This window comes from Mycetohabitans sp. B3, from assembly GCF_021498065.1.
Taxonomy (GTDB): Bacteria; Pseudomonadota; Gammaproteobacteria; order Burkholderiales; family Burkholderiaceae; genus Mycetohabitans.
In genome coordinates, this window is sequence record NZ_JAHLKN010000020.1 from 118,883 (window position 1) to 144,983 (window position 26,101).

At 62.5% G+C, this 26,101-nt stretch carries 22 protein-coding genes; 19 read left to right on the forward strand and 3 right to left on the reverse strand.

Features of this window, described 5'->3' with window-relative positions:
- The first annotated feature begins 32 nt into the window (after nt 1–32).
- From KQH55_RS05630 to def, 3 genes are all read left to right on the forward strand, one after another.
- Entirely contained in the window at nt 33–1,256 is a 1,224-nt protein-coding gene (locus tag KQH55_RS05630; RefSeq protein WP_076795022.1) for a cell division protein ZipA C-terminal FtsZ-binding domain-containing protein, read from the forward strand.
- 190 nt (nt 1,257–1,446) lie between these two features.
- Nucleotides 1,447–3,492, forward strand: coding sequence for an NAD-dependent DNA ligase LigA (ligA, locus tag KQH55_RS05635; protein WP_235090357.1), 2,046 nt, complete (start codon nt 1,447–1,449; stop codon nt 3,490–3,492).
- Nucleotides 3,489–4,022, forward strand: coding sequence for a peptide deformylase (gene def / locus KQH55_RS05640; protein WP_076784936.1), 534 nt, complete (start codon nt 3,489–3,491; stop codon nt 4,020–4,022). Before ligA ends, def begins: the two co-directional genes overlap by 4 nt.
- Nucleotides 4,023–4,055: 33 nt before the next feature.
- Here the strand turns inward: def and KQH55_RS05645 are convergent, their stop codons facing one another.
- From KQH55_RS05645 to map, 3 genes are all read right to left on the reverse strand, one after another.
- A complete protein-coding gene (locus KQH55_RS05645) occupies nt 4,056–5,420 on the reverse strand; it encodes a pseudouridine synthase (RefSeq protein ID WP_338893514.1) in 1,365 nt (454 codons plus the stop codon).
- Nucleotides 5,421–5,524: 104 nt separating this feature from the next.
- On the reverse strand, nt 5,525–8,098 hold the full coding sequence (locus KQH55_RS05650) for a [protein-PII] uridylyltransferase (protein ID WP_076797183.1): 2,574 nt from the start codon (nt 8,096–8,098) through the stop codon (nt 5,525–5,527).
- Between the two features lie 144 nt (nt 8,099–8,242).
- Nucleotides 8,243–9,049, reverse strand: coding sequence for a type I methionyl aminopeptidase (map, locus tag KQH55_RS05655; RefSeq protein ID WP_076795029.1), 807 nt, complete (start codon nt 9,047–9,049; stop codon nt 8,243–8,245).
- 663 nt (nt 9,050–9,712) lie between these two features.
- Here map and KQH55_RS05660 point away from each other — a divergent pair.
- The 16 genes from KQH55_RS05660 (at nt 9,713) to rnhB (ending at nt 26,091) form a co-directional block, all read left to right on the forward strand.
- On the forward strand, nt 9,713–10,732 hold the full coding sequence (locus KQH55_RS05660; RefSeq protein WP_235090359.1) for a hypothetical protein: 1,020 nt from the start codon (nt 9,713–9,715) through the stop codon (nt 10,730–10,732).
- A 233-nt stretch (nt 10,733–10,965) separates the two neighbouring features.
- Nucleotides 10,966–11,712 carry a 30S ribosomal protein S2 gene (gene rpsB / locus KQH55_RS05665; RefSeq protein WP_076784932.1) on the forward strand — a complete coding sequence of 249 codons (747 nt, stop codon included), beginning with the start codon at nt 10,966–10,968 and terminating at the stop codon, nt 11,710–11,712.
- A 196-nt stretch (nt 11,713–11,908) separates the two neighbouring features.
- Nucleotides 11,909–12,790 (forward strand): translation elongation factor Ts, encoded by an 882-nt coding sequence (gene tsf, locus KQH55_RS05670; RefSeq protein ID WP_076784931.1) that lies wholly within the window; start codon nt 11,909–11,911, stop codon nt 12,788–12,790.
- 241 nt (nt 12,791–13,031) lie between these two features.
- Complete coding sequence (gene pyrH / locus KQH55_RS05675) at nt 13,032–13,745, forward strand: UMP kinase (RefSeq protein WP_076784930.1); 714 nt, start codon at nt 13,032–13,034, stop codon at nt 13,743–13,745.
- An 83-nt stretch (nt 13,746–13,828) separates the two neighbouring features.
- Nucleotides 13,829–14,389 carry a ribosome recycling factor gene (frr, locus tag KQH55_RS05680; RefSeq protein ID WP_076784929.1) on the forward strand — a complete coding sequence of 187 codons (561 nt, stop codon included), beginning with the start codon at nt 13,829–13,831 and terminating at the stop codon, nt 14,387–14,389.
- 70 nt (nt 14,390–14,459) lie between these two features.
- Nucleotides 14,460–15,242, forward strand: coding sequence for an isoprenyl transferase (locus tag KQH55_RS05685; protein WP_076784928.1), 783 nt, complete (start codon nt 14,460–14,462; stop codon nt 15,240–15,242).
- Nucleotides 15,236–16,051 carry a phosphatidate cytidylyltransferase gene (locus KQH55_RS05690; protein ID WP_235090360.1) on the forward strand — a complete coding sequence of 272 codons (816 nt, stop codon included), beginning with the start codon at nt 15,236–15,238 and terminating at the stop codon, nt 16,049–16,051. Before KQH55_RS05685 ends, KQH55_RS05690 begins: the two co-directional genes overlap by 7 nt.
- Before the next feature lie 11 nt (nt 16,052–16,062).
- Entirely contained in the window at nt 16,063–17,286 is a 1,224-nt protein-coding gene (locus KQH55_RS05695; protein WP_235090386.1) for a 1-deoxy-D-xylulose-5-phosphate reductoisomerase, read from the forward strand.
- A 54-nt stretch (nt 17,287–17,340) separates the two neighbouring features.
- The gene (gene rseP, locus KQH55_RS05700) at nt 17,341–18,705 is read left to right on the forward strand and encodes an RIP metalloprotease RseP (RefSeq protein ID WP_235090361.1); all 1,365 of its coding nucleotides are present in this window, start codon (nt 17,341–17,343) and stop codon (nt 18,703–18,705) included.
- Between the two features lie 66 nt (nt 18,706–18,771).
- Nucleotides 18,772–21,075, forward strand: a complete 2,304-nt coding sequence (bamA, locus tag KQH55_RS05705; protein WP_076787142.1) for an outer membrane protein assembly factor BamA — start codon at nt 18,772–18,774, stop codon at nt 21,073–21,075.
- A gap of 28 nt (nt 21,076–21,103) precedes the next feature.
- On the forward strand, nt 21,104–21,631 hold the full coding sequence (locus KQH55_RS05710; protein WP_170872388.1) for an OmpH family outer membrane protein: 528 nt from the start codon (nt 21,104–21,106) through the stop codon (nt 21,629–21,631).
- A gap of 17 nt (nt 21,632–21,648) precedes the next feature.
- Entirely contained in the window at nt 21,649–22,758 is a 1,110-nt protein-coding gene (gene lpxD / locus KQH55_RS05715; RefSeq protein ID WP_235090362.1) for a UDP-3-O-(3-hydroxymyristoyl)glucosamine N-acyltransferase, read from the forward strand.
- A 47-nt stretch (nt 22,759–22,805) separates the two neighbouring features.
- Nucleotides 22,806–23,270 carry a 3-hydroxyacyl-ACP dehydratase FabZ gene (gene fabZ / locus KQH55_RS05720; protein WP_076784922.1) on the forward strand — a complete coding sequence of 155 codons (465 nt, stop codon included), beginning with the start codon at nt 22,806–22,808 and terminating at the stop codon, nt 23,268–23,270.
- A 43-nt stretch (nt 23,271–23,313) separates the two neighbouring features.
- Nucleotides 23,314–24,102, forward strand: a complete 789-nt coding sequence (gene lpxA / locus KQH55_RS05725; protein WP_076784921.1) for an acyl-ACP--UDP-N-acetylglucosamine O-acyltransferase — start codon at nt 23,314–23,316, stop codon at nt 24,100–24,102.
- A 10-nt stretch (nt 24,103–24,112) separates the two neighbouring features.
- A complete protein-coding gene (gene lpxB, locus KQH55_RS05730; RefSeq protein WP_076784920.1) occupies nt 24,113–25,291 on the forward strand; it encodes a lipid-A-disaccharide synthase in 1,179 nt (392 codons plus the stop codon).
- Entirely contained in the window at nt 25,288–26,091 is an 804-nt protein-coding gene (rnhB, locus tag KQH55_RS05735) for a ribonuclease HII (protein ID WP_235090363.1), read from the forward strand. The genes lpxB and rnhB overlap by 4 nt, the downstream gene beginning before the upstream one ends.
- The last annotated feature ends 10 nt before the right edge of the window (nt 26,092–26,101 follow it).

Here is a 26,101-nt window from a genome sequence, read left to right on the forward strand (position 1 = left end):
CAACACGAACAAGCATTGCTGATGGAGTTTGCATGGATGAATTGACGCTCGGATTGATAGGTGCGGGCGCAGTGGTGGTGACCGGCGTGGTCGCGTACAACGCGTGGCAGGCAGCCAAGGTACGGCGCAGAATGCCCCGGCCGATGCCGGACGATGCGGCGGCGGAGCTAGCGCGCGCACCCGACGCAAACGAGGAGCGGCCGTTCATCGAGCCAGCGGCCCCGGGCGCGCGCCGCGAGCCCGGTTTTGGCGCGGATCAGGCCGAGGCACGCCGCGAACCGAGTTTCGGACCGTCGGCGGCGCCCGATACGCCGGTCGATCTGCAGGCGGAAGGTGGCGGCGATGGGGTTGGCGCTGCGCAGGCCAAGCCGTGCGCAGCGGACGATGGGCAGCCGGAACCGATCATACCGGCTGCGACGACGATCAGCGCCGCACCGCCGGCGCTCGTGGATCGGCGTATCGACTGCGTCGTGCCGATTCGCATCGCAGCGCCGGTCGCCGCCGAGAAGGTGCTGCCGCTCGCGCAACGGTTGCGGCGTGCCGGTGGCAAGCCGGTGTTCATCGAGGGCAAGGCCGAAGGCGGCGAGCACTGGGCGTTGCTGCAGCCGGGCGGTCGATACCACGAATTGCGTGCGGCGGTGCAACTGGCCAACCGCAACGGGCCGCTGAACGAGTTGGAATTTTCGGAGTTCGTGTCCGGCGTGCAGGCTTTCGCCGATGCGCTGGATGGCGCGCCCGAGTTTCCGGATATGATGGAAACGGTGTCGATGGCACGCGAACTGGACGGGTTCGCCGCGCAATGCGATGCTCAACTGTCGGTCAACGTGCTGTCTGACGGCGCGCCGTGGTCGGCCAACTATGTGCAGGCCGTCGCATCGCAGGACGGATTGTTGCTGTCGCGTGACGGCACGCGGTTCGTCAAGCTCGATGCCAAGCAAAATCCGGTATTCATGTTGCAGTTCGGCGACACCAATTTCCTGCGTGACGACCTGACATACAAGGGCGGCACGATGATCACGCTGCTGTTGGACGTGCCGGTGGCCGACGAAGACATCTTGCCGTTCCGGTTGATGTGCGACTACGCGAAGTCGCTCGCGCAGCGCATCGGCGCTCGGGTCGTCGACGACCAGCGCCGGCCGCTGCCCGAGACGGCACTGGCGGCGATCGATACGCAACTGATGACGCTGTACGCGAAGCTGGAGCAGGCGGGTATTCCCGCCGGCTCGCCGGCGACCCGACGGCTGTTCAGTAATTGACCCGCTCGGCGCGCCGGCGGCGGTGGGCGTCCGCCAGTCGGTGAGGAGATGCTCGGCGTGGCACTTGCGCGAGCCCGGTGCATAGCGCCGGGTTTTTTATTGGTGCCGTCGTGTTCCTGTAATAGCGCTTCCGGCGGATGCCGCCGCGTGTGGCTTCCTGCGATAATTTCACCATGAATAACCGATTTTGATGTCACGCATGATGTTTCCGCCATCCGCCGACCGTCCGGCCGAGCGCGCTGCCTGGCTGCGCATAGAGATTGATCGCGCCAATTACGCGTATTACGTGCTCGACCGACCGGAGATCCCGGATGCCGAGTATGACAAATTGTTCAAGGAACTCGAGCAGATCGAGGCGGACCATCCGGATCTGATCACGCCCGACTCGCCCACGCAACGTGTCGGTGGTGCGGTCGCCGAAGGTTTTGCGCCTATCGTTCACGACGTGCCGATGCTGTCGCTGAACAATGGGTTCGAGGACAGCGACGTTGACGCGTTCGACAAGCGCGTCAGTGATGGGTTGCAGCACGGTGACGTCGAATACGCGTGCGAGCTAAAGTTCGATGGTTTGGCGATCTCGCTGCGTTACGAGAACGGCCGTTTCGTGCAGGCGTCCACGCGTGGTGATGGCACCACCGGCGAGGATGTGACCGCGAACGTGCGGACCATTCGGTCACTGCCATTGACGCTCAACGGCGACGCAGTGCCGAAAGTCATCGATGTGCGCGGCGAAGTGCTGATGTTCAAGCGCGATTTTGAGCGACTCAACAAGCGGCAGCGCGAGGCGGGCCAGCGTGAATTCGCGAACCCGCGCAATGCGGCGGCTGGCAGTCTCCGGCAGCTTGATTCGAGGATCACCGCGAAGCGTCCATTGTCGTTTTTCGCGTACGGTATCGGCGTGCTCGACGGCGTGCCGATGCCGGACACGCATTCGGCGCTGCTCGATTGGTACGTCAGCATGGGTTTGCCGGTGAATCAAGAGCGAGCGGTGGTTCGTGGCGCGGCGGGCCTGCTCGCGTTTTTCCGCGATGTGGGCGCTCGCCGCGCGTCGCTGCCGTATGACATCGACGGCGTCGTCTACAAGGTCAACCGGCGTGATGAGCAGGACCGGCTCGGTTTCGTCTCCCGTGCGCCGCGCTTTGCGCTGGCGCATAAATTTCCGGCAGAGGAAGCGTTGACCCGATTGCTGGCAATCGAGGTACAGGTCGGCCGTACCGGCGCGATCACGCCCGTTGCACGGCTCGAGCCGGTTTTCGTCGGCGGCGCTACGGTGACCAATGCGACGCTGCACAATGAGGACGAGATACGTCGCAAGGATATCCTGATCGGAGACACTGTCATCGTGCGCCGCGCCGGTGACGTGATTCCGGAAGTGGTGGGCGCCATCAAGGAGCGCCGGCCGGCCGATGCGCGGCCTTTCGCGATGCCAACCCACTGCCCGGTTTGTGGCTCCGCAATTGAGCGGTTGCCGGATGAGGCAATCGCGCGATGTGCGGGCGGATTGGTCTGCGCTGCGCAGCGCAAGCAGGCGTTGTGGCATTTCGCACAGCGGCGCGCACTCGATATCGATGGGCTCGGCGAGAAGATCATTGATCAGTTGGTCGAGCAAGGCCTGACCCGTACGCCCGCGGACCTGTTTAACCTCGGCTTTGCGACGGTGGCGCAACTGGACCGTTTCGCGGACAAGTCCGCGCAGAACCTGATCGACTCGTTGGAGCGCGCGCGACATACAACGTTGCCGCGGTTCATCTATGCGCTGGGCATTCGACACGTGGGCGAGGCAACCGCAAAGGACCTGGCCCGGCATTTCGGCTCACTCGATGCGTTGATGGACGCTAGCGAGGAGGCGTTGCTCGAGGTCAACGACGTCGGCCCCGTGGTCGCGGAGGCGATCCGCCATTTCTTCTCAGAGCCGCATAACCGGATGGTGATCGAGCAACTGCGTGCAGCCGGCGTGCAGTGGTCCGAGGGGCCGCCGGCTCCCCGCAAACCGGCCGGGCCGCTCGCCGGCATGACGGTGGTGCTGACCGGCACGTTGCCGACCCTGTCTCGCGAGGCAGCGAAGGAGATGCTGGAGGCCGCCGGCGCGAAGGTCGCGGGATCGGTGTCGAAGAAGACGAATTACGTGGTGGCCGGAACCGACGCGGGCAACAAGCTGACGAAGGCCGAAGAGTTGGGCATTTCGATCGTGGACGAAGAAGGGATGCGTAGGCTTTTAGGGGGTGAACAGCAATGATCCGCGAAATTCTCAAAATGGGCGACCCGCGTCTGTTGCGCATTGCGAAACCGGTGGACAAGTTCGATACGCCGCAATTGCATCAACTGATTCAAGACATGTTCGAAACGATGCGCGCGGCCAACGGCGCGGGATTGGCCGCGCCGCAGATCGGCGCGGATCTGCAGGTCGTAATCTTTGGCTTCAGGCAGAACGCGCGCTATCCGGATGCGCCGGCTGTACCGGAGACCGTGCTGATCAACCCGATGATCACCCCCGTTTCGCTAGACATGGAAGAGGGATGGGAAGGCTGCCTGTCGGTGCCGGGGCTGCGGGGCATTGTCAGCCGCCTGTCGATGATCCGGTATGAAGGTCATGACCAGTACGGCCAGCCGATCGACCGTGTCGCCGAGGGGTTTCATGCGCGGGTAGTCCAACATGAATGCGATCATCTGATCGGCAAGCTGTATCCGATGCGGATTACCGATTTTTCGAACTTTGGTTTTACCAAAGTACTGTTCCCGGACTTGGATCCTTTGTCCGACGATTGACACAGGCCCACATCGCCGACGGCACCAGCTGCCTCAGAAGTGCTCGTCCGCGCGCAAGTAGCGCCATTTACCGGGCGGCAGCGCGCCAAGCACCAATTGGCCTATTCTGACGCGTTTCAGACCGACGACCTCCAGGCCGACTAAGTCGCACATACGGCGGATCTGGCGTTTGCGGCCCTCGTGCAGCACGAAGCGTAACTGTTCGCCGTTCTGCCAATCGACCTGCGCCGGCTTGAGCCGCACGCCGTCCAGCGACAACCCTTCGCGCAGCTGCGCCAGCTTATCGGTGGGGAAATAGCGATCCACCTGTTGCGTGTGCGTGCCGTAGCGCACGCGCACCAAGTATTCCTTTTCAACCTCGGACTGTTCGCCAATCAACTGCTTGGCGATACGGCCGTCCTGCGTCAGCACCAGTAAGCCGGTTGAATCGATGTCGAGCCGGCCGGCAGGCGCGAGTGAGCGCAGATGGGTGGCGGAAAAGCGCGTGGGTGCGGGATCCTCGCTCCAGCGATTTGCCGGTGTGACGAGCGCGACGGCGGGAAGATAGTCGTCTTCTGGCTGGCCGGAGACGTATCCGACCGGTTTGTGCAGCACGATCGTGACTTGCCGGGCTTGGGCCGCGCGTGCGTTGGGTAGCACGTCAATGCGCTGCGTGGCGGTGACCTTTGCGCCGAGCGTGTCGACAATCTGTCCGTCGACGCGGACCCAGCCCTTCTCGATCCATTCGTCGGCTTCACGGCGCGAGCATAGGCCTAGTTCAGACATCCGCTTTGACAACCGCATCTGGCCGGACACATCGGCCTCGATTCCGCGGCGGAGGTCGCGGCGCGGTACGCCCGTGTCGGCGCGCGGACGCGACGGACGCGTTTGGTCCGTTGGCGCGCGCTCGGCCTGTCGTGCACCGCCGCCTTGCTCGCGGACACCGCGTGCAGGGCCTTGCTCGGCAGTGTCCCGCGCGCCGATGCGCTCGGCTAGCACCTGGGCCGGTGACTGGTGCGGTTTGTGACCAAGATGGCCGGGCTTGTCGCGGCATGCCAGCACTTGCGTGCGCGTACGCTTGCCGGCTCCCGCGCCACGCGCGCGGCCACCGTGATCTGTGCCGTGGGACTGCTCACCGATGGCCACCTCGCGTTGCCGCTTGGCGCCGTGAGGCGCTTTCGTCGGCGCGGTGTCAAGACGGCGCGCCGATGTGCGTTGTCCCGAGTCCGCGCGGGCAGGCGCCCCGGCCGCCGTTCGGCGCGGCGCGGCGGCGTTGCCCGGCTGGTCGGCGTGCACGCTCCCGTGCCGCTTGCCGGCTGTAGGGGTGTTACCGCCGACGGGCGTGGCCGGGCGCGCGGCGGGGCGACGTCCAGCCGGCGCACGTGGGTCAGTGTCGCGGCCTTCTAACGATGCCTGCACAGCGGTGCGCCGAGTTGCGTCGCGCTTCGCGCCGGGTCGTACCGGCTGTCGCGATGGCGAGTCCGGTCGCGGATGTTTCGCGGTAAGTTTTACGCGCATAAGATTTAAACTGCGATCGCGCGCAGTAGTTCGGTTTCAAGTTGGATCTGCTTGCGGCTGTCAGCCAAGTCATTGCCATCAAGCAGGAAAACGTCCTCGACCCGCTCGCCGAGCGTGTTGATCCGGGCGGCCCGCACGCCGACGCGATGGTCGGCCAGCACGCGCGCGATCCCATACAGCAGCCCGAGTCGGTCGTTGGCAGAGATCGATAACAAATAGTACTGATCCCGTTCGTCGGCGCGAAGATCGACGCGCGGCGTGATCGGGAAAGTGCGCGACAGGCGTGACAGGCGGCCCTTGGCCGGCTCGGGCAACAGGTCGGGCGAGGTGAGCCGTGCTGCAAGTTGTTGCTCGACAAGGTTGGCGATGTCGCGGTAGTGCACGCCTTGGTCAGTGCTGACCACCAGGAAGTTGTCCAGCGCGTAGCCATGCCGCGTGGTGCTCACCCGCGCATCGAGCACGGACAGGCCGCTGCGCTCGAAATACGCGCAGATGCCGGCGAACAGGTCGGGCCGGTCATGCAAGTAGACGAGTACCTGTAATCCGTCGCCGATCGGCGATGGGCGCGCCCGCACAATCGGGTTAGCGCAGTGGACGTACTGGTAAAGCACGCGGGTCTGCCATGCAATGTCGGCCGCGTCATGGCGCAGAAAGTAGCCGACGTCGAGTTGGTCCCACAGCGCTTGGGGCGCGTCGTCCCGGACCGTTTGCAGCCGCAGCAGCGCGCGCGCTTCGTCCTTGCGCGTGCGCAGCTCGGCGTGCTGGTCCGGCTGGGCCCCCCCCAGCACGTTTAGCGTGATCCGGTACAAGTCTTCGAGCAGCTTGCCTTTCCATGCGTTCCAGACCTTCGGACTGGTGCCGCGGATGTCTGCCACGGTCAGCAAGTAGAGTGCGGTGAGCCGGCGTTCGTCACGCACGAGGGCGGCGAAACGGCCGATCACGGCCGGGTCAGACGTGTCCTGCTTTTGGGCGACCTGGCTCATTGTCAGGTGATGTTCGACGAGCCACACGACCAGCGCGGCATCCTGAGGGTTGACGCCGTGCTCGCGGCAAAAGCGTTGGGCGTCGGCCATGCCCAGCTTCGAATGATCGCCGCCGCGACCTTTCGCGATGTCATGGAACAGCGCGGCAATATACAGCACCCACGGTCGGTCGAAGTTGGCGAACAGCTGGCTACAGAACGGGTACTCGTGCGCATGCTCTGCGATCGCAAAGCGCCGGAGATTGCGCAGCACCATTAGGATATGCTGGTCGACCGTGTACACATGGTACAGATCATGCTGCATCTGGCCGACAATGCGGCGGAAATTGAGCAGGTAGCACCCCAGCACGCTCGTCTGGTTCATCAGCCGCAATGCGTGCGTGATACCTTCCGGCTGCTTTAGGATCTCCATGAACAAGCGGCGGTTTTGCGGGTCACGACGCCAGTTCCGGTCCATGATCTCCCGCGCGTTGTACAGCGCGCGCAGTGTCCGGGCAGACAGACCTTTGATGCCTCGCACCTGCTCGTACAGTAGGAATGCCTCCAAAATCGCGTTGGGCGCGCGCTGGAACACCTCATCGTCGACGATTTCCAGCATGCCCTGTTTCTCGACAAAGTGCTCGGACAACTGGCGTGTGACGCCACTGGTACGCGGGAAAAGCTGCGCCTCGATGTTCTGAATCAGGACCGTGGCCAGCTGCGTGACCGCCTTGGCGGCCCAATAGTAGCGCCGCATCAATTGCTCGCTGGCGCGCTTCTCGCGCGTGCACCGGTAGCCGAATGCCTCGGCCAGCGCGGTCTGCAAGTCGAATACGAGAAGGTCCTGGCGTCGTCCGGCGAGCACATGTAGCCGGGCGCGCAGCATTTTCAGAAATTGCTCGTTGCGCCGCAGCTCGCGACTTTCGCGCACGGTGATTAGCCCGCGCGCCTCGAGCTCCTGCCAGCTGTTACCAAAGCCAGCGGCGCACGTAATCCATAGGATCAACTGCAAATCACGCAATCCCCCGGGACTTTCCTTGCAGTTCGGCTCGAGGCTGTAGGGTGAATCTTGGAATTTCGCGTGCCGCTGGCGCATCTCGAGTATCTTTGCGGTAAAGAACGCACGTGGATCGAGCGTGTCGTCAAAGCGCGCGAGGAACACCTGCTGCAGCGTGATGTTGCCAACGATCCGACGAGCTTCGAGCAGCGACGTCTGCACGCTGACGTCCTGACGCGCGTCGTCGATGCACTGCTCGACGGTGCGCACGCTGCTGCCTAGTTCAAGCCCCAGGTCCCACGCCAGTCCAATAAAGCGCTCGATACTGGCCCGCAAGTTTTCGTCGGGCTCGTCGTTGAGCAGTACCAGAATGTCGATGTCGGAATGCGGCGCGAGCTCGCCGCGCCCGTAGCCGCCCACAGCAAGCAGCGTCAATGCTGGCGGCATTGCGCACGCCTGCCACGCATCGACGAGCGTGCCATCGACCAGCCGCGCGAGCGAGCGCATTAGCGTGTCGACCTTGCCGGCATGCGCGAACCGTTTAAGCAATTGGGCCTTGGCTGCCTTAAATGCGGTTTTCAGCGACGAGGGGGGCACGGTGGCCATAGCGGCGGTGCTCATGGGCAAGCCTGTTTTATCGAATACGGGCACGGCGTGCGGGTGGCTCTGCGCGTGGCCGGCGTGCCAACGCCATATGATGACGTGAGGCAGGTGGCGTGTGACGGTGCATCGGTGCGGCAGCCGGTGCAGGTCGGCACGCTAAACTTACGCGGTGCCGGCAATCGTCGGCTTGGCTGGCGTGCCGGCCGACACGGTTAGCACTTCGTAGCCGGTTTGCGTTACTAGCACCGTGTGTTCCCATTGCGCGGACAAGCTACGATCGCGTGTCTTGACGGTCCACTTGTCCGGCATCGTGCGAATGTCGCGGCGCCCCGCGTTGATCATCGGCTCGACCGTAAAGATCATGCCCGGCTGGATTTGCACGCCCGTGCCGGGGCGACCGTAGTGCAGGATTTGCGGGTCCTCGTGGAACACAGTGCCGATGCCATGGCCGCAATATTCGCGCACGACACTGTAGCCGTGTGCTTCGGCGTGACGCTGGATCGCGTGCCCGATGTTGCCCAGATGCGCCCCGGGCTGCACCTGCTCGATGCCGAGCCACATGCATTCGTACGTGACCTGCACGAGCCGCTTGGCCAGGATCGATCCTTCGCCGACAATGAACATTCGGCTCGTGTCGCCAAAGTAACCGTCCTTGATCACCGTGATGTCGATGTTCAGCGTGTCGCCGTTCTTTAATTGCTTGTCGCCGGGGATACCGTGGCAAATCACATCGTTGACGGAGATGCAGGTTGCTTTCGGATACGGCGGATAGCCGGGCGGCTGGTAATTCAGCGGCGCGGGCACTGTGTGCTGTTCATCGACCATGTACTCGTGGCAGAGCCGGTCTAGCTCGCCGGTGGTGATGCCAGGTTTGATGAAAGGTGTGATGTAGTCCAGCACCTCGCTCGCAAGGCGGCAGGCGACGCGCATCTTTGCGATGTCGTGTTCGGTTTTAATCGTGACGGTCATAGAGGACACGCTGGGTAAAAGGCATAAAATTGTGTCACATTATCGCATCTTCGCTGTACGCAGACAGGTGCTTGCACGCACGGGGGAGCGTGGACATCGGCAAAGTGGGGCGGGATGTCGAGCCATGCTGCAGCGCTAAGACCGGCCAATGGATGGGCTAGCGTATGCGTGATGTCTTGGTGATGACTAGGGCGTGGGCCTACAGCGTCTTGATAGCCCCGCCCACGCCCGTCCTCGATGCATAACCGAATGAGCTTGCCAATGGATTACGATTCAAACTCCACGATTAACAGCGTTCAAACTGCTTTATATGCAACGGAAAGCCAGCAAGCCGGTCGTCCCGCCGCTGCCGCGCCGCCTCGTCCTCCTGGCCTGACGGTACCTGCGAGCGCAGGCGAGCGGCCAAGCTCGATGACAGGTGCAGCGGCTGGCTCGGCAAGCCGTCCGATGATGCATTGGGCGACGAACCGGACAAGCCGTCCGACGACGTACCACGACCTGCCGCTCGAAATCATTCAGCAGCTGGCTGACCACGTGCCTTTCGACAATATTGGCAACCTGTCGACTGTGGACAGACGGACATATCGCGCATTGCAAGAAAGACGGCTGAGTTGGCTTTGCTGTCGACGGGCTAATTCTGCTCGTGACATGGATCTGGCGTCAATGCAACAATTGTTTGCCGAAATCGAGCGTATTCACGCGGAGCCGACGTTGCGCGCTGAGCCGCTTGACGCACTGTGGCCGCGGTTATCGGATCTGCCCGAAGAGCAGCAGCTAGCGGCGTTCCAACGATTTTTCGAGGCCGCAGGCCGTGTGCCGCGGCAAGGCTTGCAAATACAAAAAGATATGGTCCAGTCCATACTTAACTTTTCTGATCGGCTGCAGCGTCCTTTATATGAATTTGCGTATGCAGACGCCGAACGACGCAGCCGTGAACAAGGAAGCACCTGGGCCGCTGTGGCATCGCTGCTCAGATGTCGGTCAATTAGTGGGTCGCGGTACGAAAATGAATATCAAGCTTTTCTGGGCCGGCTTCCCGCGTTGGACGCGGCTGGTCAGGCCGATCTGCTCGTGGAATTGACAAAGCTACTGCCTGGTCTCCGCCGCGAAGCACAGGCGGAGACGAAAACCATCGAGTATTACCGGATATTGCAGCAATGGGTGCAACGCTTACCCGCGTCACACCAAGGTGCAGTGATCGGCATGCTGGCCAACATGATATGGGTGTTGCCCGCTGAGCACAGAGTCATGCACTATGCCGATCTGCGGCAATTAACGCTATTGTTGCCGGATCATCAATTGGGCGAGGCACTACGCTACCTGCCGACTGCGCTGGCGGTATTGCCGATAGAACAACACGAGCATGAATTATTGCTACTCGAGCCTGCGATTCGACGCGCGTTGCCCGAGCATCGCATCTGGGTGGCGCTCGGGTTGCTTGAGAGTACGACGAAGCTGAATGAAGCGCTGTCAAGTCAGTTATGGCAGCGTGCACTGCGTCTGCTTGACGGCGGTGATGAAACGGACGTGCTGCTTGTACTCGAGGAAATGGATGATCGGTTTATCCCGTTCTTGCCGGCGCAGCAATGGGAAAACGCAAAAAACGAGATCCGGGCATTCGTTGAACGCAATCCGCTCAGCGAGGACGCGCGCGCCGAGTTGCTGGAATATCTGGAGGAATGACATCGGTATGCGGAGCGGGCTACGGCAAAGCCCGCACATGAATTGATCCGAATGCGCTGATTACCGTGCTCGTGCAACTGGCGCGCTTGAGGGGCGTCGTGTACACGTGCTACAATATTGGGCTAGTCGGCTTGTAACCGATTAATCACGAACCGGTGCGTCCAAGGGTGTTCGTGCCATACAGGCGCGGATGCGGCAACCGGTTTCAGACTCAACCCTTCGTGGAGAATTTCATGGCAGTTACGATGCGTCAGATGCTGGAAGCGGGTGTGCACTTCGGTCACCAGACTCGCTTCTGGAACCCGAAGATGGCGCCATTCATCTTCGGTCACCGCAACAAGATTCACATCATCAACCTCGAAAAGACGCTGCCGATGTATAACGACGCGCTGAAGTACGCGCGTCAACTCGCAGCTAACCGGGGCACGATTCTATTCGTCGGCACGAAGCGTCAGTCGCGCGACACGATCGCAGAGGAAGCGACGCGCGCTGGCATGCCGTACGTAAACAACCGCTGGCTCGGCGGGATGCTGACGAATTTCAAGACGCTGAAAACGTCGATCAAGAAGCTCAAAGACATGGAAGCGGCGATCGAATCCGGCGAAGTCGAGAAGATGAGCAAGAAGGAAGCGCTGATGTTCGAGCGCGAGATGGCAAAGCTGCAAAAATCGATTGGCGGCGTGAAGGACATGGGGGGCATCCCGGACGCGATCTTCGTGATTGACGTCGGCTACCACAAGATCGCCGTCACTGAAGCAAAGAAGCTCGGTGTGCCGATCATTGCGGTCGTCGACACGAATCACTCGCCAGAGGGCGTCGACTACGTGATTCCGGGCAACGACGATGCGAGCAAAGCCGTTGCACTGTATGCGCAAGGTGTCGCGGACGCGATTCTCGAAGGTCGCGCAAACGCGTTGAACGACGTCGTGCAGGCAGCCCGCGGCGACGATGAGTTCGTCGAGGTCAACGAGCAGGCGTAACCCTGCGCCAGCGTCCGGCCAGACAATGGGGCTTCACTGAGCCCCTTTTTTTTAGCTGGCGCGGCTCCCAGCCCAGGTGCCGTCGCGGCGCGCGGCGTGCGTGGGCGACTAGCGGGACAACAGATTGTGGCCGCGCGCGGTGTCCGCGCGGCGTGTGGACAACCGGAATAGTCCGACAGATTGACAGGAGCGAACAATGGCGGCAATTACCGCAAGCATGGTGGCAGAACTGCGCGCGAAGACCGATGCGCCGATGATGGAATGCAAGAAGGCGTTGACCGAGGCCGATGGCGACATGGCCCGCGCCGAGGAGCTGCTGCGTGTGAAGCTCGGCAACAAGGCGAGCAAGGCGGCAGCGCGCGTGACCGCGGAAGGCGTGATCGTGTCATTCATCGGCGGCGGCGCCGGCGCGTTGGTCGAATTGAACTGCGAAACGGACTTCGTCGCAAAGAACGAGGATTTTATCGCTTTCTCAAAAAAGGTCGCGGAACTGGTTGCCACGCAGAATCCGGCCGACGTCGCCGCGCTGTCCACGCTGTCGCTGGACGGCTCGACGGTAGATGCAGTGCGGGCTGCGCTGGTCGGCAAAATCGGTGAGAACATGACGATTCGCCGCTTTTCGCGCTTTGAAACCACGCGCAAGCTGGCGTCGTACCTGCACGGCACGCGCATCGGCGTGCTGGTCGAATACGACGGCGCCGATGAGCAGGTCGGCAAGGACGTTGCAATGCACATCGCCGCGATGAAGCCGGTGTCGCTGTCGTCGGCCGATGTGCCGGCTGAGCTGATCGCCCAAGAGCGCAGCATCGCTGAGCAGAAGGCGGCCGAGTCGGGCAAGCCGGCCGAGATCGTCGCGAAGATGGTCGAAGGCAGCGTGCAAAAGTACCTGAAGGAGGTGTCGCTGCTGAACCAGCCGTTCGTGAAGAACGATAAGCAGACCGTCGAGCAGATGCTTAAGGCTGCGAATACGACGGTGCAACGCTTTGTGCTGTTCGTCGTCGGCGAGGGCATCGAGAAGCGCCAGGACGATTTCGCGGCCGAAGTGGCCGCGCAGGTCGCTGCAGCGCAGAAGCAGTAGGCCGTTGCGGCAGCGGCAGCGCCCATCCAGGCGTGGCGCCGCTCTCGCAGCGAGGCCGTGTTGCCGGGACCCCGCCCACGCGGACGTCCTCCGGCTGGCTAGACGATCCGCTGCCGCGCCGGCACGTCGCATGCGTCTGGGTGAGCGTCGGGCAGCGCGATGCGTTTTTGCAGTGCTTGATCCGCAACGCATTTCCCCCCTACAGTTCTGAAGTCCTTTTCGGCGCGAACGGATATCTTCCATGTCAACTGTCTACAAACGCCTGTTGCTCAAACTCTCCGGCGAAGCCCTGATGGGCGACGATGCATTCGGCATCAATCGCACGATGATCGAGCGAATCGTCGCGGATATCGTCGACGTGGTGAACCTGGGCGCGCAGCTTGCCATTGTGATTGGCGGCGGCAATATCTTCCGTGGCGTAGCGGGCGGCGCGGCGGGCATGGATCGCGCGACGGCGGACTACATGGGGATGCTCGCGACGATGATGAATGCCTTGGCGCTGCAGGATGCGATGCGCCATGCAGGCATCGAGGCGCGCGTGCAGTCTGCGTTGCGGATGGACCAAGTGGTCGAGCCCTATATTCGGCCGCGCGCAATCCGGCAGCTAGAGGAAGGGCGCGTCGTCATTTTCGCGGCCGGCACCGGCAATCCGTTTTTCACCACGGACACTGCCGCTGCGCTGCGCGGCTCGGAGATCGGCGCGGAAGTCGTGCTCAAAGCCACCAAGGTCGATGGCGTCTACTCCGCCGACCCGAAGAAGGACCCGACGGCCACGCGTTATGCGACGATCAGCTTCGATGAGGCGATCAGCCGCAATCTGCAGGTCATGGATGCGACGGCGTTCGCGTTGTGCCGCGACCAGAAGTTGCCGATCCGGGTATTCTCGATCAATAAGCCCGGCGCCCTAAAGCGCATCGTGCAAGGCGATGACGAGGGTACGCTGGTACACGTGTAAACTCGCAGGATGGGGCGAATGCCTGGCGTGGCCCATTCTCACGCGGCCGGCCGGCATCCGACTACATCGTTTCGGAGGTTTGAATGACTGTCGCAGACATCAAGAAGGGCGCGGAGCAGAAGATGCAGCGCTCGTTGGAAGCGTTTAAGAGCGATCTGGCGAAGATCCGCACGGGGCGCGCCCATACAGGCTTGCTCGACCATATCCAGGTCGACTACTACGGCTCAAACGTACCGATCTCGCAGGTCGCGAACCTGACGCTGGTCGACGCTCGCACGATTGGCGTGCAGCCGTGGGAGAAGAAGATGGTCGCGGTCGTTGAGAAAGCGATTCGTGAGTCGGATCTCGGTCTGAACCCAGCGACGCAAGGTGACTTGATCCGCGTGCCGATGCCAGCGCTGACCGAAGAGCGTCGCCGCGAGTTGAGCAAGGTCGTGAAGTCGGAAGGCGAAAGCGCAAAGGTGGCAGTGCGCAACCTGCGCCGCGACGCGAACGAGCAGTTGAAAAAGTTGCTGAAGGACAAGGACATCTCTGAGGATGATGAACGCCGGGCACAAGACGAAGTTCAGAAGCTGACCGACAAGTTCGTCTCCGAGATCGAGAAGTTGGTTCAGACTAAGGAAACGGAAATCATGACGGTGTGACGCAACGGCGGCGCCTTGGGCGCCGCCGCTTGCTTTGCATCGTCGCTGGCCGAGGCGGAACGACGAGACAATGACCTATACCAGTTCCACTGTGTGCACCCCGACCGTCACGGACGTGCCGCGGCACATCGCGATCATCATGGATGGCAATGGCCGCTGGGCGCAGCGCAGGCGGCTGCCGCGTGTTGCGGGTCATACGAAGGGGCTCGATGCGGTGCGCACAATCGTCGAGGCGTGCGTGGCGCGTGGCGTCGAATTCCTGACGCTGTTTGCGTTCAGTTCCGAGAACTGGCGGCGGCCGGTTGACGAGGTCTCGTTCTTGATGCGGCTGTTCATCAGCGCGCTCGAGCGTGAAATCGCGCGCCTACATACGAATGGCATCCGGCTGCGCGTGGTCGGTGACTTGTCGATGTTCGAGCCCCGGATCCAGGAGCTTGTGCGCCGCGCGCAAGCTAAGACGGCAGCCAATACCAGATTGACGCTGACCATCGCGGCGAATTATGGCGGCCGTTGGGATATTTTGCAGGCCACGCGCAAGATTGCGCAGCAATGCGTGGATGCCGGCGCGATGCAGAATGTGGATGAAGCGAGCTTCGCGCAACACTTGGCGATGGCGTATGCGCCGGAGCCGGACTTGTTCATTCGCACTGGCGGGGAGCAGCGCGTCAGCAATTTTCTGCTGTGGCAGCTGGCTTATACCGAATTTTATTTCACCGACGTGTTCTGGCCGGACTTTAACGATGCGCAATTAAGTAAGGCGATCGCTTCGTACCGCGAGCGCGAACGGCGCTTCGGGCGCACCAGCGCGCAACTCATCCGGCAGTCGCAAAACGTCGATTCGCTTTCATGCTAAGAACCCGTGTCGTTACGGCGATTGCCCTGCTGGCCGTTTTACTGCCAGTTACGCTGTTTGCCCCGTTGGGTGGTTTCGGTGCGCTGATCGGCTTTGTGCTGGTGTTTGCCGCGTGGGAATGGGCCAAGTTATTGAAGCTGCCGGGCGTCTGGCCATTCGTCTATGCGGCGCTAGCCGGCGTGGTGCTGGTCGCCTACGTGTTCGCGGGTGCGCCGCGCGGTGACGCGGTATCGCGGGCGGCCGTGGTGTTCTGGATTGCCGCGGCGCCATTCGCGCTGCTGCGCAAGCCGACGTTGGCCGTTGGCGCGTGGCGTGGTTTCCTGCTGGTGGCCGGCCTGGTGTTGTTCGTCGCGTGCTGGCATGCGTTGGTGGCTGCGCGCGCGACAGGCGTCATATTCGTACTATCGCTGTTGTTGATCGTCTGGCTTGCCGATATCGGCGCATACTTTGCGGGCAGGCGCTTTGGCCGGCACAAGCTGGCGCCGGCGATCAGTCCGGGTAAGACGTGGGAAGGGGTGATCGGCGGATGGCTATCGGTCGTCGTGGTCGCGGCGCTTGCGCTTGCCGCGCATCCGGGCGTGCTGACCGTGGCCGGCGCGCTGGTCGAGCGTCTCGGCATCGTGGTCGCGGTGCTCGCGCTGAGCGTGCTGGTCGCCTTCAGCGTCGTCGGCGACCTGTTCGAGTCGCTGTTGAAGCGCCAGGCCGGCGTGAAGGATTCGAGTCAGTTGCTGCCCGGCCATGGCGGTGTGCTGGACCGGATTGACGCGCTGCTGCCCGTGCTGCCGGTGGCGATGCTGCTTTTGAGCTGAAATCATTGATGATGCAACATTGTGTGACCCTGCTGGGCTCGACGGGCTCGATCGGTGATAGCACGCTGGACGTGATCGCCCGGCATCCGGATCGATTTTCGATCCACGCGTTGACCGCGTACCGCAACTGGGAAAAACTCGCTGAGCAATGCTTGCGCTTCGCGCCACACGTCGCGGTGGTCGGCGATGCGCAAACAGCCACGCAGTTGCAGGCGAGGCTGCGCGAGGCGGGCTGTGCGACGCGCGTGGACTACGGCCGCGACGCGCTGGCCGCCGCCGCGTCGGATGCCGCTTGCAATACGGTGGTTGCTGCCATTGTCGGTGCGGCTGGACTGGAGCCGACGCTGGCGGCGGCGCGTGCCGGCAAGCGGATCCTGCTCGCGAACAAGGAGGCGCTGGTGATGTCCGGCGCATTGTTCATGGATGCGGTCTATGCCAGTGGCGCCGCGCTGCTGCCCGTTGACAGTGAGCACAATGCAGTTTTCCAGTGCTTTCCGCGCGAGCTTAGTTTGCACGGCGCCGTGACCCGCATCCAGCTCACCGCGTCCGGCGGTCCATTCCGGCTGCGAGAACCGGCTACGCTGGTCGACGTAACGCCGGAGCAGGCGTGCAAGCATCCGAACTGGGTCATGGGGCGCAAGATCTCGGTCGATTCAGCCACGATGATGAACAAGGGCCTCGAGGTGATTGAGGCGCGCTGGCTGTTCGATCTGCGGCCCGAGCAGATTGACGTGTTGATCCATCCGCAAAGCGTGATCCATTCGCTGGTGTCATATGCGGACGGCTCGACACTCGCGCAACTGGGCAATCCCGATATGCGCACGCCGATCGCTCATGCGCTGGCGTTTCCGACGCGAATCGTGTCAGGCGTTGAGCAGCTTGATCTGGCGCAGGTGGCGACGCTGACATTCGAGCCGCCTGACTATAAGCGCTTTCCGTGTCTGGCGCTCGCGATGCAGGCATTGCGCGACGGCGGCTCGGCGAGCACGGTATTGAACGCGGCGAACGAGGTCGCGGTCGAAGCGTTTCTTGCGCGACACATCGGATTTACCGCGATCGCGGCAGTCGTTGGCGACGTGCTCGAACAAGTCCAGGCCGATGTCGCCACGACGCTGGACGCAGTGCTTGACGTCGATGCGCAGGCGCGCCGTGCGGCGCAAAAGGCGCTGGCTCGCTACCGTACGCATGGCCAGGCTGGCGTGCGCGGCGTTGCGGTGGCCAGCCAGCTTGGCTGACACGCGCGTTCATTCGGTAGGCCGTGACGTGTGGCATATTGCAGCGAGGATTGCATGAGTTTGCTGATTCAACTGGTTTCGTTCATGGTGGCGATCGGCATTCTGGTCGTCGTACATGAATTTGGCCATTACCTGATCGCGCGCGCCGCCGGCGTCAAAGTGTTGCGCTTTTCCGTCGGCTTCGGCCGGCCGCTGCTGCGCCGGACCAGCCCGGTCACCGGCACCGAGTGGACGCTTTGTGCGCTGCCGCTCGGTGGCTATGTGAAGATGCTCGACGAGCGCGATACCGATACGCCCATCGCTGCGCAGGATCTGCCACACGCATTCAACCGCAAGCCCGTCGGCTGGCGCTTTGCCATCGTCGCCGGCGGACCGCTCGCCAATTTCCTGCTGGCTATCGTACTGCTGGCGGGCGTCTACGCGGGTGGCGTCGATGAGCCGGTGGCCATGCTGGCGGCACCCACTGCCGGTTCGGTCGCGCAACGCGCCGGCTTCGTTGGCGGCGAGACTGTGGTGGCGGTGCGGGCGCCGGACGGGACCACCGAGCCGGTGCGCTCCTGGAGCGATTTACGCTGGAAGCTGCTCGATGCGCAGTTCGACCAGCGCAACATCGTGCTATTGGCCAAGGTGGGTAACGATACGCTCGATTACTCAGTCGATTTATCGCGGGCAGCGCGCCCGGAGCAGGACGAGGATGTTATCGAGCGCCTAGGCTTCGAGCCGGGCGGTAAATTGCGGGTGGCTAGTGTGGAGCCGGGCAGTGCGGCGCAGCGCGCGGGGCTGGCTACGGGCGATGTGGTCGTCGCGCTCGACGGTAAAGCTGTGCAGGGCGCCCATGCGTTCATTGCGACGATCCAGGCCCACGCGCTCAAGCATTTGACGATCACGGTCGAGCGCGACGGCGCGCGCCGCGACATCGACATTGTGCCCGACGAACGGCTCGATGCGGCGGGCGGCAATACGGTCGGCCGCATCGGTGCGGCGATGGCCACGCAGGTGCAGACCGTGGACGTGGAATACGGCTTAACGGAAAGCCTGCAGCTGGGGGCACGGCGCACGTGGGATATCTCGACCTATTCAGTGCGCATGTTCTGGCGAATGCTTAGTGGCCAAGCTTCGCTGAAGAACTTATCCGGACCGGTCACGATCGCTGATTACGCGAGCAAGAGCGCGCAACTGGGCGCGGCCTCGTTTGCGTCGTTTCTGGCACTGGTCAGCATCAGCCTCGGCGTGCTGAATCTGTTGCCAATTCCGGTATTGGACGGGGGGCATCTGTTATATTATTCGGTTGAAGCCGTGACGGGCAAGGCTGTTTCGGAGCGCTGGCAACTCATTTTACAAAGGGCAGGTCTCGTGTGCATCGTTGCATTGTCTGCGATCGCGCTGTTTAACGACTTGTCACGTCTGATTCATTTCTAAGTCGATGCCATGTACGCGCGGGTGGCGCGGTATGCATTGCAACAGCAAAAACATTGGGGAAGCAAGTTGTTCAAACATCACCGCTTTGTTCCTAAGACGGTTGCAGCTGCGTTGTTCGCGGCATACGGGATAGTTGCGCATGCTACGGTGCCGTTTGTCGTCAAGGACATCCGCCTCGAAGGACTGCAGCGGGTAGAGCCGGGCACCGTGTTTGCCTACTTGCCGGTCAAGCAAGGCGATACGTTCACCGACGACAAGGGTTCGGAAGCCATCCGTGCATTGTATGCGACCGGCTTCTTCAGTGACGTCAAGGTTTTGGCGCAAAACGACGTCGTGGTGGTCAACGTGCAGGAGCGTCCGGCCATCGGCTCGGTCGACTTCGCCGGCATCCACGAGTTTGACAAGGAAAACCTGACTAAGGCGCTGCGCGCGGTCGGCCTGTCCAATGGGCGCTACTACGACAAGGCGCTGGTTGACAAAGCCGAGCAGGAACTGAAACGGCAATACCTGACGCGCGGCTACTACGCAGCGGAGGTGAAGACGACGGTCACGCCGATCGACCGCAATCGTGTGTCGATCCTGCTCTCGGTTGTCGAGGGGCCAAGCGCGAAGATCCGCCAGATCAATTTCATCGGCAACAAGGCGTTCTCGACCAGCACATTGCGTGACGAGATGCAGTTGTCCACACCGAACTGGTTTTCGTGGTACACGAAGGCCGACTTGTATTCGAAAGAAAAGTTGACCGGTGACCTGGAGAACATCCGCTCGTACTACCTGAACCGCGGTTATCTCGAGTTCAATATCGACTCGACGCAGGTATCGATCTCGCCGGACAAAAAAGATATGTATCTGACGGTCACGCTGCATGAGGGCGAGCCGTACAAGGTATCGAGCATCAAGCTCGCTGGCAACTTGCTCGACAAGGAGGCCGAACTCGCGAAGCTTGTGCAGTTGAAGCCGGGCGAGCGATTCTCCGCAGAAAAGCTGCAGGCGTCCACCAAGGCAATCGTCGACAAGCTCGGTGAGTATGGCTACGCGTTCGCCAGTGTGAACGCGCAGCCCGACATCGATCAGGAGCACCATACCGTCAACCTGATTCTGCAGGTCGATCCGAGCCGGCGCGTTTACGTGCGCCGCGTGAACATCACGGGCAACAATAAGACGCGCGACGAAGTGATCCGCCGCGAGATGCGGCAATTCGAGAGTTCGTGGTTCGATAGCCACCGACTTGCGCTGTCGAAGGATCGGGTCAACCGGCTGGGCTACTTCACTGATGTGGACGTGACGACGGCGCCGGTGGAGGGCACGAACGACCAGGTCGATGTCGACGTGAAGGTGACCGAGAAGCCAACCGGCGCGATCACGCTTGGCGCAGGCTTCTCGTCAACCGACAAGGTCGTGCTATCGGCCGGCGTGTCGCAGGACAACGTGTTCGGCTCCGGCACGAGCCTGTCGGTGAACGTCAACACCGCTCGTACGTACCGCACGCTGGCCGTCACGCAGGTCGATCCGTACTTCACGATCGACGGCATCAAGCGGATCACCGACGTCTACTATCGCACGTACCAGCCGCTGTATTACTCGACCAATTCGAGCTTCCGGATCATCACCGCGGGCGGCGACCTGAAGTTCGGCATTCCGTTCTCGGAAGCCGACACCGTGTATTTCGGTGCCGGTGTCGAGCAGAACCGTCTAGACATCGACTCGGCGACGCCGCGGAGCTACATCGATTACGTGAACCAGTTCGGTCGCGTGTCGAACAACGTGCCCGTCACCATCGGTTGGTCGCGCGACGCGCGCGACAGCGCGCTGGTGCCCAGCCGCGGCTACTACACACAGGCGAACGCCGAATACGGCACGCCGATTGGCAAGGCGCAGTACTATAAGGCCGATCTGCAGGCGCAATACTATTATTCGTTTGCCCGCGGCTTCGTGCTGGGCCTGAACCTGCAAGGCGGCTATGGCAACGGGCTCGGCGGCAAGCCGTACCCGATCTTCAAGAACTACTTTGCCGGCGGTATCGGGTCAGTACGTGGCTACGAGCCGAGTTCGCTGGGTCCGCGCGACAAGGCGACAAACGATCCGATTGGCGGCTCGAAAATGATCGTGGGCAACGTCGAGTTGACGTTCCCGCTGCCCGGGACGGGCTATGATCGAACCTTGCGCGTGTTCACGTTCCTCGACGGCGGTAACGTATGGGGGACCGAAGGCAACAGTATCGGCGCGAACGGCTTGCGCTATGGCTACGGCTTGGGCTTGGCGTGGATCTCGCCGATTGGTCCATTGAAGCTGAGCTTGGGCTTCCCGCTGGCTAAGCATGACGGCGATCAATACCAGAAATTCCAGTTCCAGATCGGTACTGCATTCTGACAAACATCCATCGGCTTAAGAGGTGACTTTGCTGACCAGACGATTTTCCCGCTATATCGCAATGGGCGTGCTTGCGATGTCCGCCGGTGGCGCCGCAGTGGCCGCCTACGCGCAAGAGGCACGCATCGCGGCGGTCGATTCGGACCGCATCCTGCGCGAGTCGGCGCCGGCCAAGTCCGCGCAGTCTAAGCTTGAGCAGGAGTTCTCCAAGCGAGACCGCGGCCTGCAGGAGATGGCGCAAAAGCTCAAGGCGATGTCCGACAACCTGGATAAGAATGGTGCGTCGATGTCCCCGTCCGAGCGGCAGCAGCGGCAACGCGACCTCGCCCAGCTCGATACGGACTTCCAACGCAAGCAGCGCGAGTTTCGCGAGGACCTGAACCAGCGTCGCAACGAGGAGCTGGCTGGCGTGCTGGACCGGGCCAACAAGGCGATCCGGCAGATCGCCGAGCAGCAGCGCTATGATCTGGTGGTGCAGGAGGCGGTCTACGTGAGTCCGCGCATCAACATCACAGACCAGGTGCTGAAGGCGCTCGCCAACGGCACGTCGAATTGACCGGGGTATCGTCGCGCATGTCGATGACGCTAACCCAGTTGACGCAACGCTACGGCGGCACAGTCGTGGGCGACGCGGGCCGCATGATCGCGGGTCTCGCGCCGCTGGACAGCGCGGGCCCCGGCCAGCTTGCCTTCATTGCCAATCCGAAGTATTTGTCGCAGGCCGGCTCGACGCGTGCGGCGGCGGTATTGATCAGCCAGCCGGACCTGGACAAGCTGCAAGCCGAGCATGACGTGACCGGCGCCGCGCCTGGGCCAGCCTTCGTCGTGACACCGAACCCATACGCTTATTTTGCGCGCGTTGCACAACAGTTTGCAGCGGCGGCGCTGCCGGCCGCGCCGGCCGGCATTCATCCCGGCGCGGTGGTGGACCCCGCTGCGAAGGTGGCGGCCAGCGCGACAATCGGCCCCCATGTGACGATCGAGGCAGGCGCGGTAATCGGCGAGCGCGTGCGCATCGACGCGCATGCTTTTGTCGGCCATGGTGCGGTGATCGGCGACGATTCGCGTCTGTATCCGAACGTGACCGTGTACCATGGCTGTCAGCTCGGCGAGCGCGTGATCGTGCATTCAGGTGCGGTGATCGGCGCGGACGGCTTCGGCTTTGCGCCGGACTTCGTCGGCGAAGGTGACGAGCAGACCGGCGAATGGGTGAAGATACCGCAGGTCGGCGCGGTGACGGTCGGCCCGGACGTGGAAATCGGCGCGAACACGACCATTGATCGCGGCGCGATGGCCGATACGGTCATCGAACAGGGCGTGAAAATTGACAACTTGGTGCAGATCGGGCACAACTGCCGGATCGGCGCCTACACGGTAATCGCCGGTTGCGCAGGTATCGCTGGCAGCACGACGATCGGTCAGCACTGTATGATCGGCGGCGCGGTCGGCATTGCCGGCCACGTCACGCTCGCCGATCGTGTGATCGTGACCGCGAAATCCGGGGTGTCCAAATCGCTACTCAAGCCGGGCATCTATACGAGCGCGTTTCCCGCCGTGCCCCACGGCGATTGGAACAGGAGCGCGGCGCTGCTGCGCAACATCGACAAGCTGCGCGAGCGGATCAAGACGCTCGAAGCCGCGCTTGACGCGGGCCATGCGCCGCGCGGCGACGCCGGCGAGTAGCCGTAACACACTGCACGCAATGCGCGACTTAGTCGCGCCGAAACACCATGAGCACTGAAGCAATAAACCTGGACATCCACAAGATTCTCACGCTGCTGCCGCATCGCTATCCGATCCTGCTCGTTGACCGTGTGCTGGAACTCGAACCGCACAAGCGCATTAAGGCACTGAAGAACGTGACGGTCAACGAACCGTATTTCACCGGTCATTTTCCGACGCGGCCGGTGATGCCCGGCGTGCTGATCCTCGAGGCGCTGGCGCAGGCAGCGGCGCTGCTCACGTTTGCCGAGGAGCCGCACGATTCGGACAATACGCTGTATTACTTCGTCGGCATCGATGGCGCGCGCTTCAAGCGTGTCGTGGAGCCAGGCGACCAGCTGATACTGAACGTGTCGTTCGAACGGTACATGCGGGGTATCTGGAAATTCAAGGCGCGCGCCGAGGTCGAAGGGACGTTGGCGGCCGAGGCTGATCTGATGTGCACGGTCAAGCAGACGGAATCCGCCGCCTGAGTGCTGGCGTTCTCGTAACGCAAAACGAAGCAAGGGCGAAGGTATGACTTGTATCCATCCCACCGCGATCATCGAAGCGGGTGCGAGCCTGGACGACGCCGTCCAGATCGGCCCGTACGCGGTTATCGGCGCACACGTGCGCATCGGTGCGCGCACGATGGTCGGTTCACACACGGTCATCGAAGGCCATACGACAATCGGCGAAGACAACCGGATCGGCCATTTTGCGGCGCTCGGCGGTGCGCCGCAGGACATGAAGTACGCCGGCGAGCCGACGCGGCTCGAGATAGGCGATCGCAACACGATTCGCGAATTCACGACAATTCACACCGGTACCGCGCAGGACAACGGCGTCACCCGTATCGGCGACGATAACTGGATCATGGCGTACGTGCATATTGCTCACGACTGTCGGGTGGGCAACCATACGGTATTTTCGAGCAATGCGCAAATTGCCGGGCACGTCGACGTCGGTGATTGGGCGATCCTTGGCGGCATGTCCGGTGTGCATCAGTTCGTGCGCATCGGCGAACACGCGTTTCTCGGTGGTGCATCGGCGTTAGTGCAAGACCTGCCGCCCTATGTAATTGCGGCGGGTGAAAAGGCCCAGCCGCACGGCATCAACATCGAGGGGCTGCGCCGTCGCGGCTTCACCGCCGATGCGATTTCTGCGTTGCGGGCCGCGTACCGCACCCTTTATAAAAACGGCTTATCGTTAGACGAGGCGAAAGTGCAGTTGCGTGAGTTGGCGGGGCAGGGCGGCGACGGCGATGAGCCGGTCACGACGTTCCTGCGCTTTATCGAGACCGCCAAGCGCGGCATCATTCGCTGATGCATCGACGATGACGTTACATTCGAGTCCTGTCAAGCTCGCGATGGTGGCGGGTGAGCCGTCCGGCGACCTGTTGGCGGCGTCGTTGCTCGACGGGCTCGCCGCGCGTCTTCCGGCAGGCACCCAATACTATGGGATTGGTGGCCCGCGGATGGCCGCGCACGGATTCGACGCGCACTGGCCGATGGACAAGTTGTCGGTGCGCGGGTATGTCGAGGCACTGCGCCATATCCCGGAAATCCTGCGCATCCGCGGTGAATTGAAGCGGCAGCTGTTGGCCGAGCCGCCAAGCGCGTTCATCGGCGTCGATGCGCCGGATTTCAACTTCTCGCTTGAGGAGGCGCTACGGCATGCGGGTATTCCGACGATCCACTTTGTTTGCCCGTCAATCTGGGCGTGGCGGGGCGGGCGCATCAAGAAAATCGTCAAGGCGGTCGACCACATGCTGTGCGTGTTTCCGTTTGAAACGGCGATTTTGGACAAGGCCGGCGTGGCGTCCACGTATGTCGGTCATCCGCTGGCTGACGCGATTCCGCTGCAGCCGGACCGCCTGAGCGCGCGGCGCGCGAGTGGCTTGCCCCACGAGGGACCTGTCGTCGCGGTGCTGCCGGGCAGCCGCCGTTCCGAGATCGAGTTGATCGGCCCGACGTTTTTTGCGACGATGGACCTGATGCACAAGCGCGAGCCATCGTTGCGCTTTATCGTGCCCGCGCCGAACGCGTCCATCCGCGCGCTGCTGCAGCCGCTCGCGGACCACTACCCGACATTGCCGCTGACGCTGACTGAAGGCAACGCCCAGTTGGCGATGACGGCGGCCGACGCGGTGCTGGTCAAGAGCGGCACCGTGACGCTGGAAGCCGCATTGCTGAAAAAGCCGATGGTGATCTCTTACAAGGTGCCATGGTTGACCGGGCAGATTATGCAGCGGCAAGGCTATCTGCCGTACGTCGGTTTGCCGAACATCCTGGCCGGCCGGTTCGTTGTGCCCGAGATCCTGCAGCATTTCGCGACGCCGGAGGCGCTTGCCGATGCGACGCTGCTGCAACTGAACGATGAGGCGAACCGTCGCACGCTGGTTGAACTGTTCACCGAGATGCACGAACGATTGCGCTGCAACACCGCCGAGCGTGCCGCGGAAGTGGTCGTTGACGTCATCGACTCGGGCCTGTCGGGCAGGAGGCCTCGATGACCGGACGCCGTATGCGTGCGCCTGGCTGCGGTGGCGCGCCTGCTGTTGCGCAGCGCGGGCTGGACTTCGACGATCCGGCCGACCTCGTTTGCGGCGTCGATGAAGCGGGGCGCGGGCCGTTGGCGGGTCCGGTGGTGGCCGCTGCGGTGATTCTCAATCCCGCCGCACCTCGCATTCGCGGGCTCGATGACTCCAAGGCGCTGAGTCCGGCGACGCGCGAAAAGCTGTTCGACCGAATTATTGAACGCTCACTGGCCTATTGCGTCGCGTCGGCAAGCGTCGACGAAATCGATACGCTCAATATCCTGCACGCGACGATGCTGGCGATGCAGCGTGCGGTGCAGGGCCTTGCGCTCACGCCTGCGCTGGTCAAGGTCGATGGCAACCGCTGCCCGGTGCTGTCAGTGCGATCTGAGGCGGTGATTGGTGGCGATGCACTGGTGCCGTCGATCTCTGCCGCGTCGATTCTGGCGAAGGTCACGCGGGACCGGATGATGCATGCGTTGCATGACGAGTTTCCACATTATGGATTTGACGCGCATGTGGGCTATGGCACGCCGCGGCACCTAGCTGCGCTGCGTACCCATGGGCCGTGTGTGCACCACCGGCGCTCGTTTGCGCCGGTGCGCAACGCCTATCTGAGCCTCGGGTTGGGTGCGATGCCTGCGAGCGTGGTGGACGTGCCACCGGTGCGCGCCAGCGCCAGCGACGCTGCAGCGGATACGAGCGCGCAGCCAGCCGCGTGGGACAATGGGCGGCGCGACGACAGTCGTTTGGCTGACGACGCGCCGCCATGCTGAGCTGTGCGAC

What these genes read in the sequence shown, in the direction of transcription:
- rpsB (WP_076784932.1), top strand. Translation starts at nt 10,966, where the DNA reads ATGGCAGTTACGATGCGTCAGATGCTGGAAGCGGGTGTGCACTTCGGT.
- map (WP_076795029.1), bottom strand. Translation starts at nt 9,049, where the DNA reads ATGACCGTCACGATTAAAACCGAACACGACATCGCAAAGATGCGCGTC.
- rseP (WP_235090361.1), top strand. Translation starts at nt 17,341, where the DNA reads ATGAGTTTGCTGATTCAACTGGTTTCGTTCATGGTGGCGATCGGCATT.
- KQH55_RS05695 (WP_235090386.1), top strand. Translation starts at nt 16,063, where the DNA reads ATGCAACATTGTGTGACCCTGCTGGGCTCGACGGGCTCGATCGGTGAT.
- KQH55_RS05630 (WP_076795022.1), top strand. Translation starts at nt 33, where the DNA reads ATGGATGAATTGACGCTCGGATTGATAGGTGCGGGCGCAGTGGTGGTG.
- ligA (WP_235090357.1), top strand. Translation starts at nt 1,447, where the DNA reads ATGTCACGCATGATGTTTCCGCCATCCGCCGACCGTCCGGCCGAGCGC.
- tsf (WP_076784931.1), top strand. Translation starts at nt 11,909, where the DNA reads ATGGCGGCAATTACCGCAAGCATGGTGGCAGAACTGCGCGCGAAGACC.
- pyrH (WP_076784930.1), top strand. Translation starts at nt 13,032, where the DNA reads ATGTCAACTGTCTACAAACGCCTGTTGCTCAAACTCTCCGGCGAAGCC.
- fabZ (WP_076784922.1), top strand. Translation starts at nt 22,806, where the DNA reads ATGAGCACTGAAGCAATAAACCTGGACATCCACAAGATTCTCACGCTG.
- lpxD (WP_235090362.1), top strand. Translation starts at nt 21,649, where the DNA reads ATGTCGATGACGCTAACCCAGTTGACGCAACGCTACGGCGGCACAGTC.
- KQH55_RS05650 (WP_076797183.1), bottom strand. Translation starts at nt 8,098, where the DNA reads ATGAGCACCGCCGCTATGGCCACCGTGCCCCCCTCGTCGCTGAAAACC.
- lpxA (WP_076784921.1), top strand. Translation starts at nt 23,314, where the DNA reads ATGACTTGTATCCATCCCACCGCGATCATCGAAGCGGGTGCGAGCCTG.
- def (WP_076784936.1), top strand. Translation starts at nt 3,489, where the DNA reads ATGATCCGCGAAATTCTCAAAATGGGCGACCCGCGTCTGTTGCGCATT.
- lpxB (WP_076784920.1), top strand. Translation starts at nt 24,113, where the DNA reads ATGACGTTACATTCGAGTCCTGTCAAGCTCGCGATGGTGGCGGGTGAG.
- rnhB (WP_235090363.1), top strand. Translation starts at nt 25,288, where the DNA reads ATGACCGGACGCCGTATGCGTGCGCCTGGCTGCGGTGGCGCGCCTGCT.
- KQH55_RS05690 (WP_235090360.1), top strand. Translation starts at nt 15,236, where the DNA reads ATGCTAAGAACCCGTGTCGTTACGGCGATTGCCCTGCTGGCCGTTTTA.
- KQH55_RS05660 (WP_235090359.1), top strand. Translation starts at nt 9,713, where the DNA reads ATGCAACAATTGTTTGCCGAAATCGAGCGTATTCACGCGGAGCCGACG.
- frr (WP_076784929.1), top strand. Translation starts at nt 13,829, where the DNA reads ATGACTGTCGCAGACATCAAGAAGGGCGCGGAGCAGAAGATGCAGCGC.
- KQH55_RS05685 (WP_076784928.1), top strand. Translation starts at nt 14,460, where the DNA reads ATGACCTATACCAGTTCCACTGTGTGCACCCCGACCGTCACGGACGTG.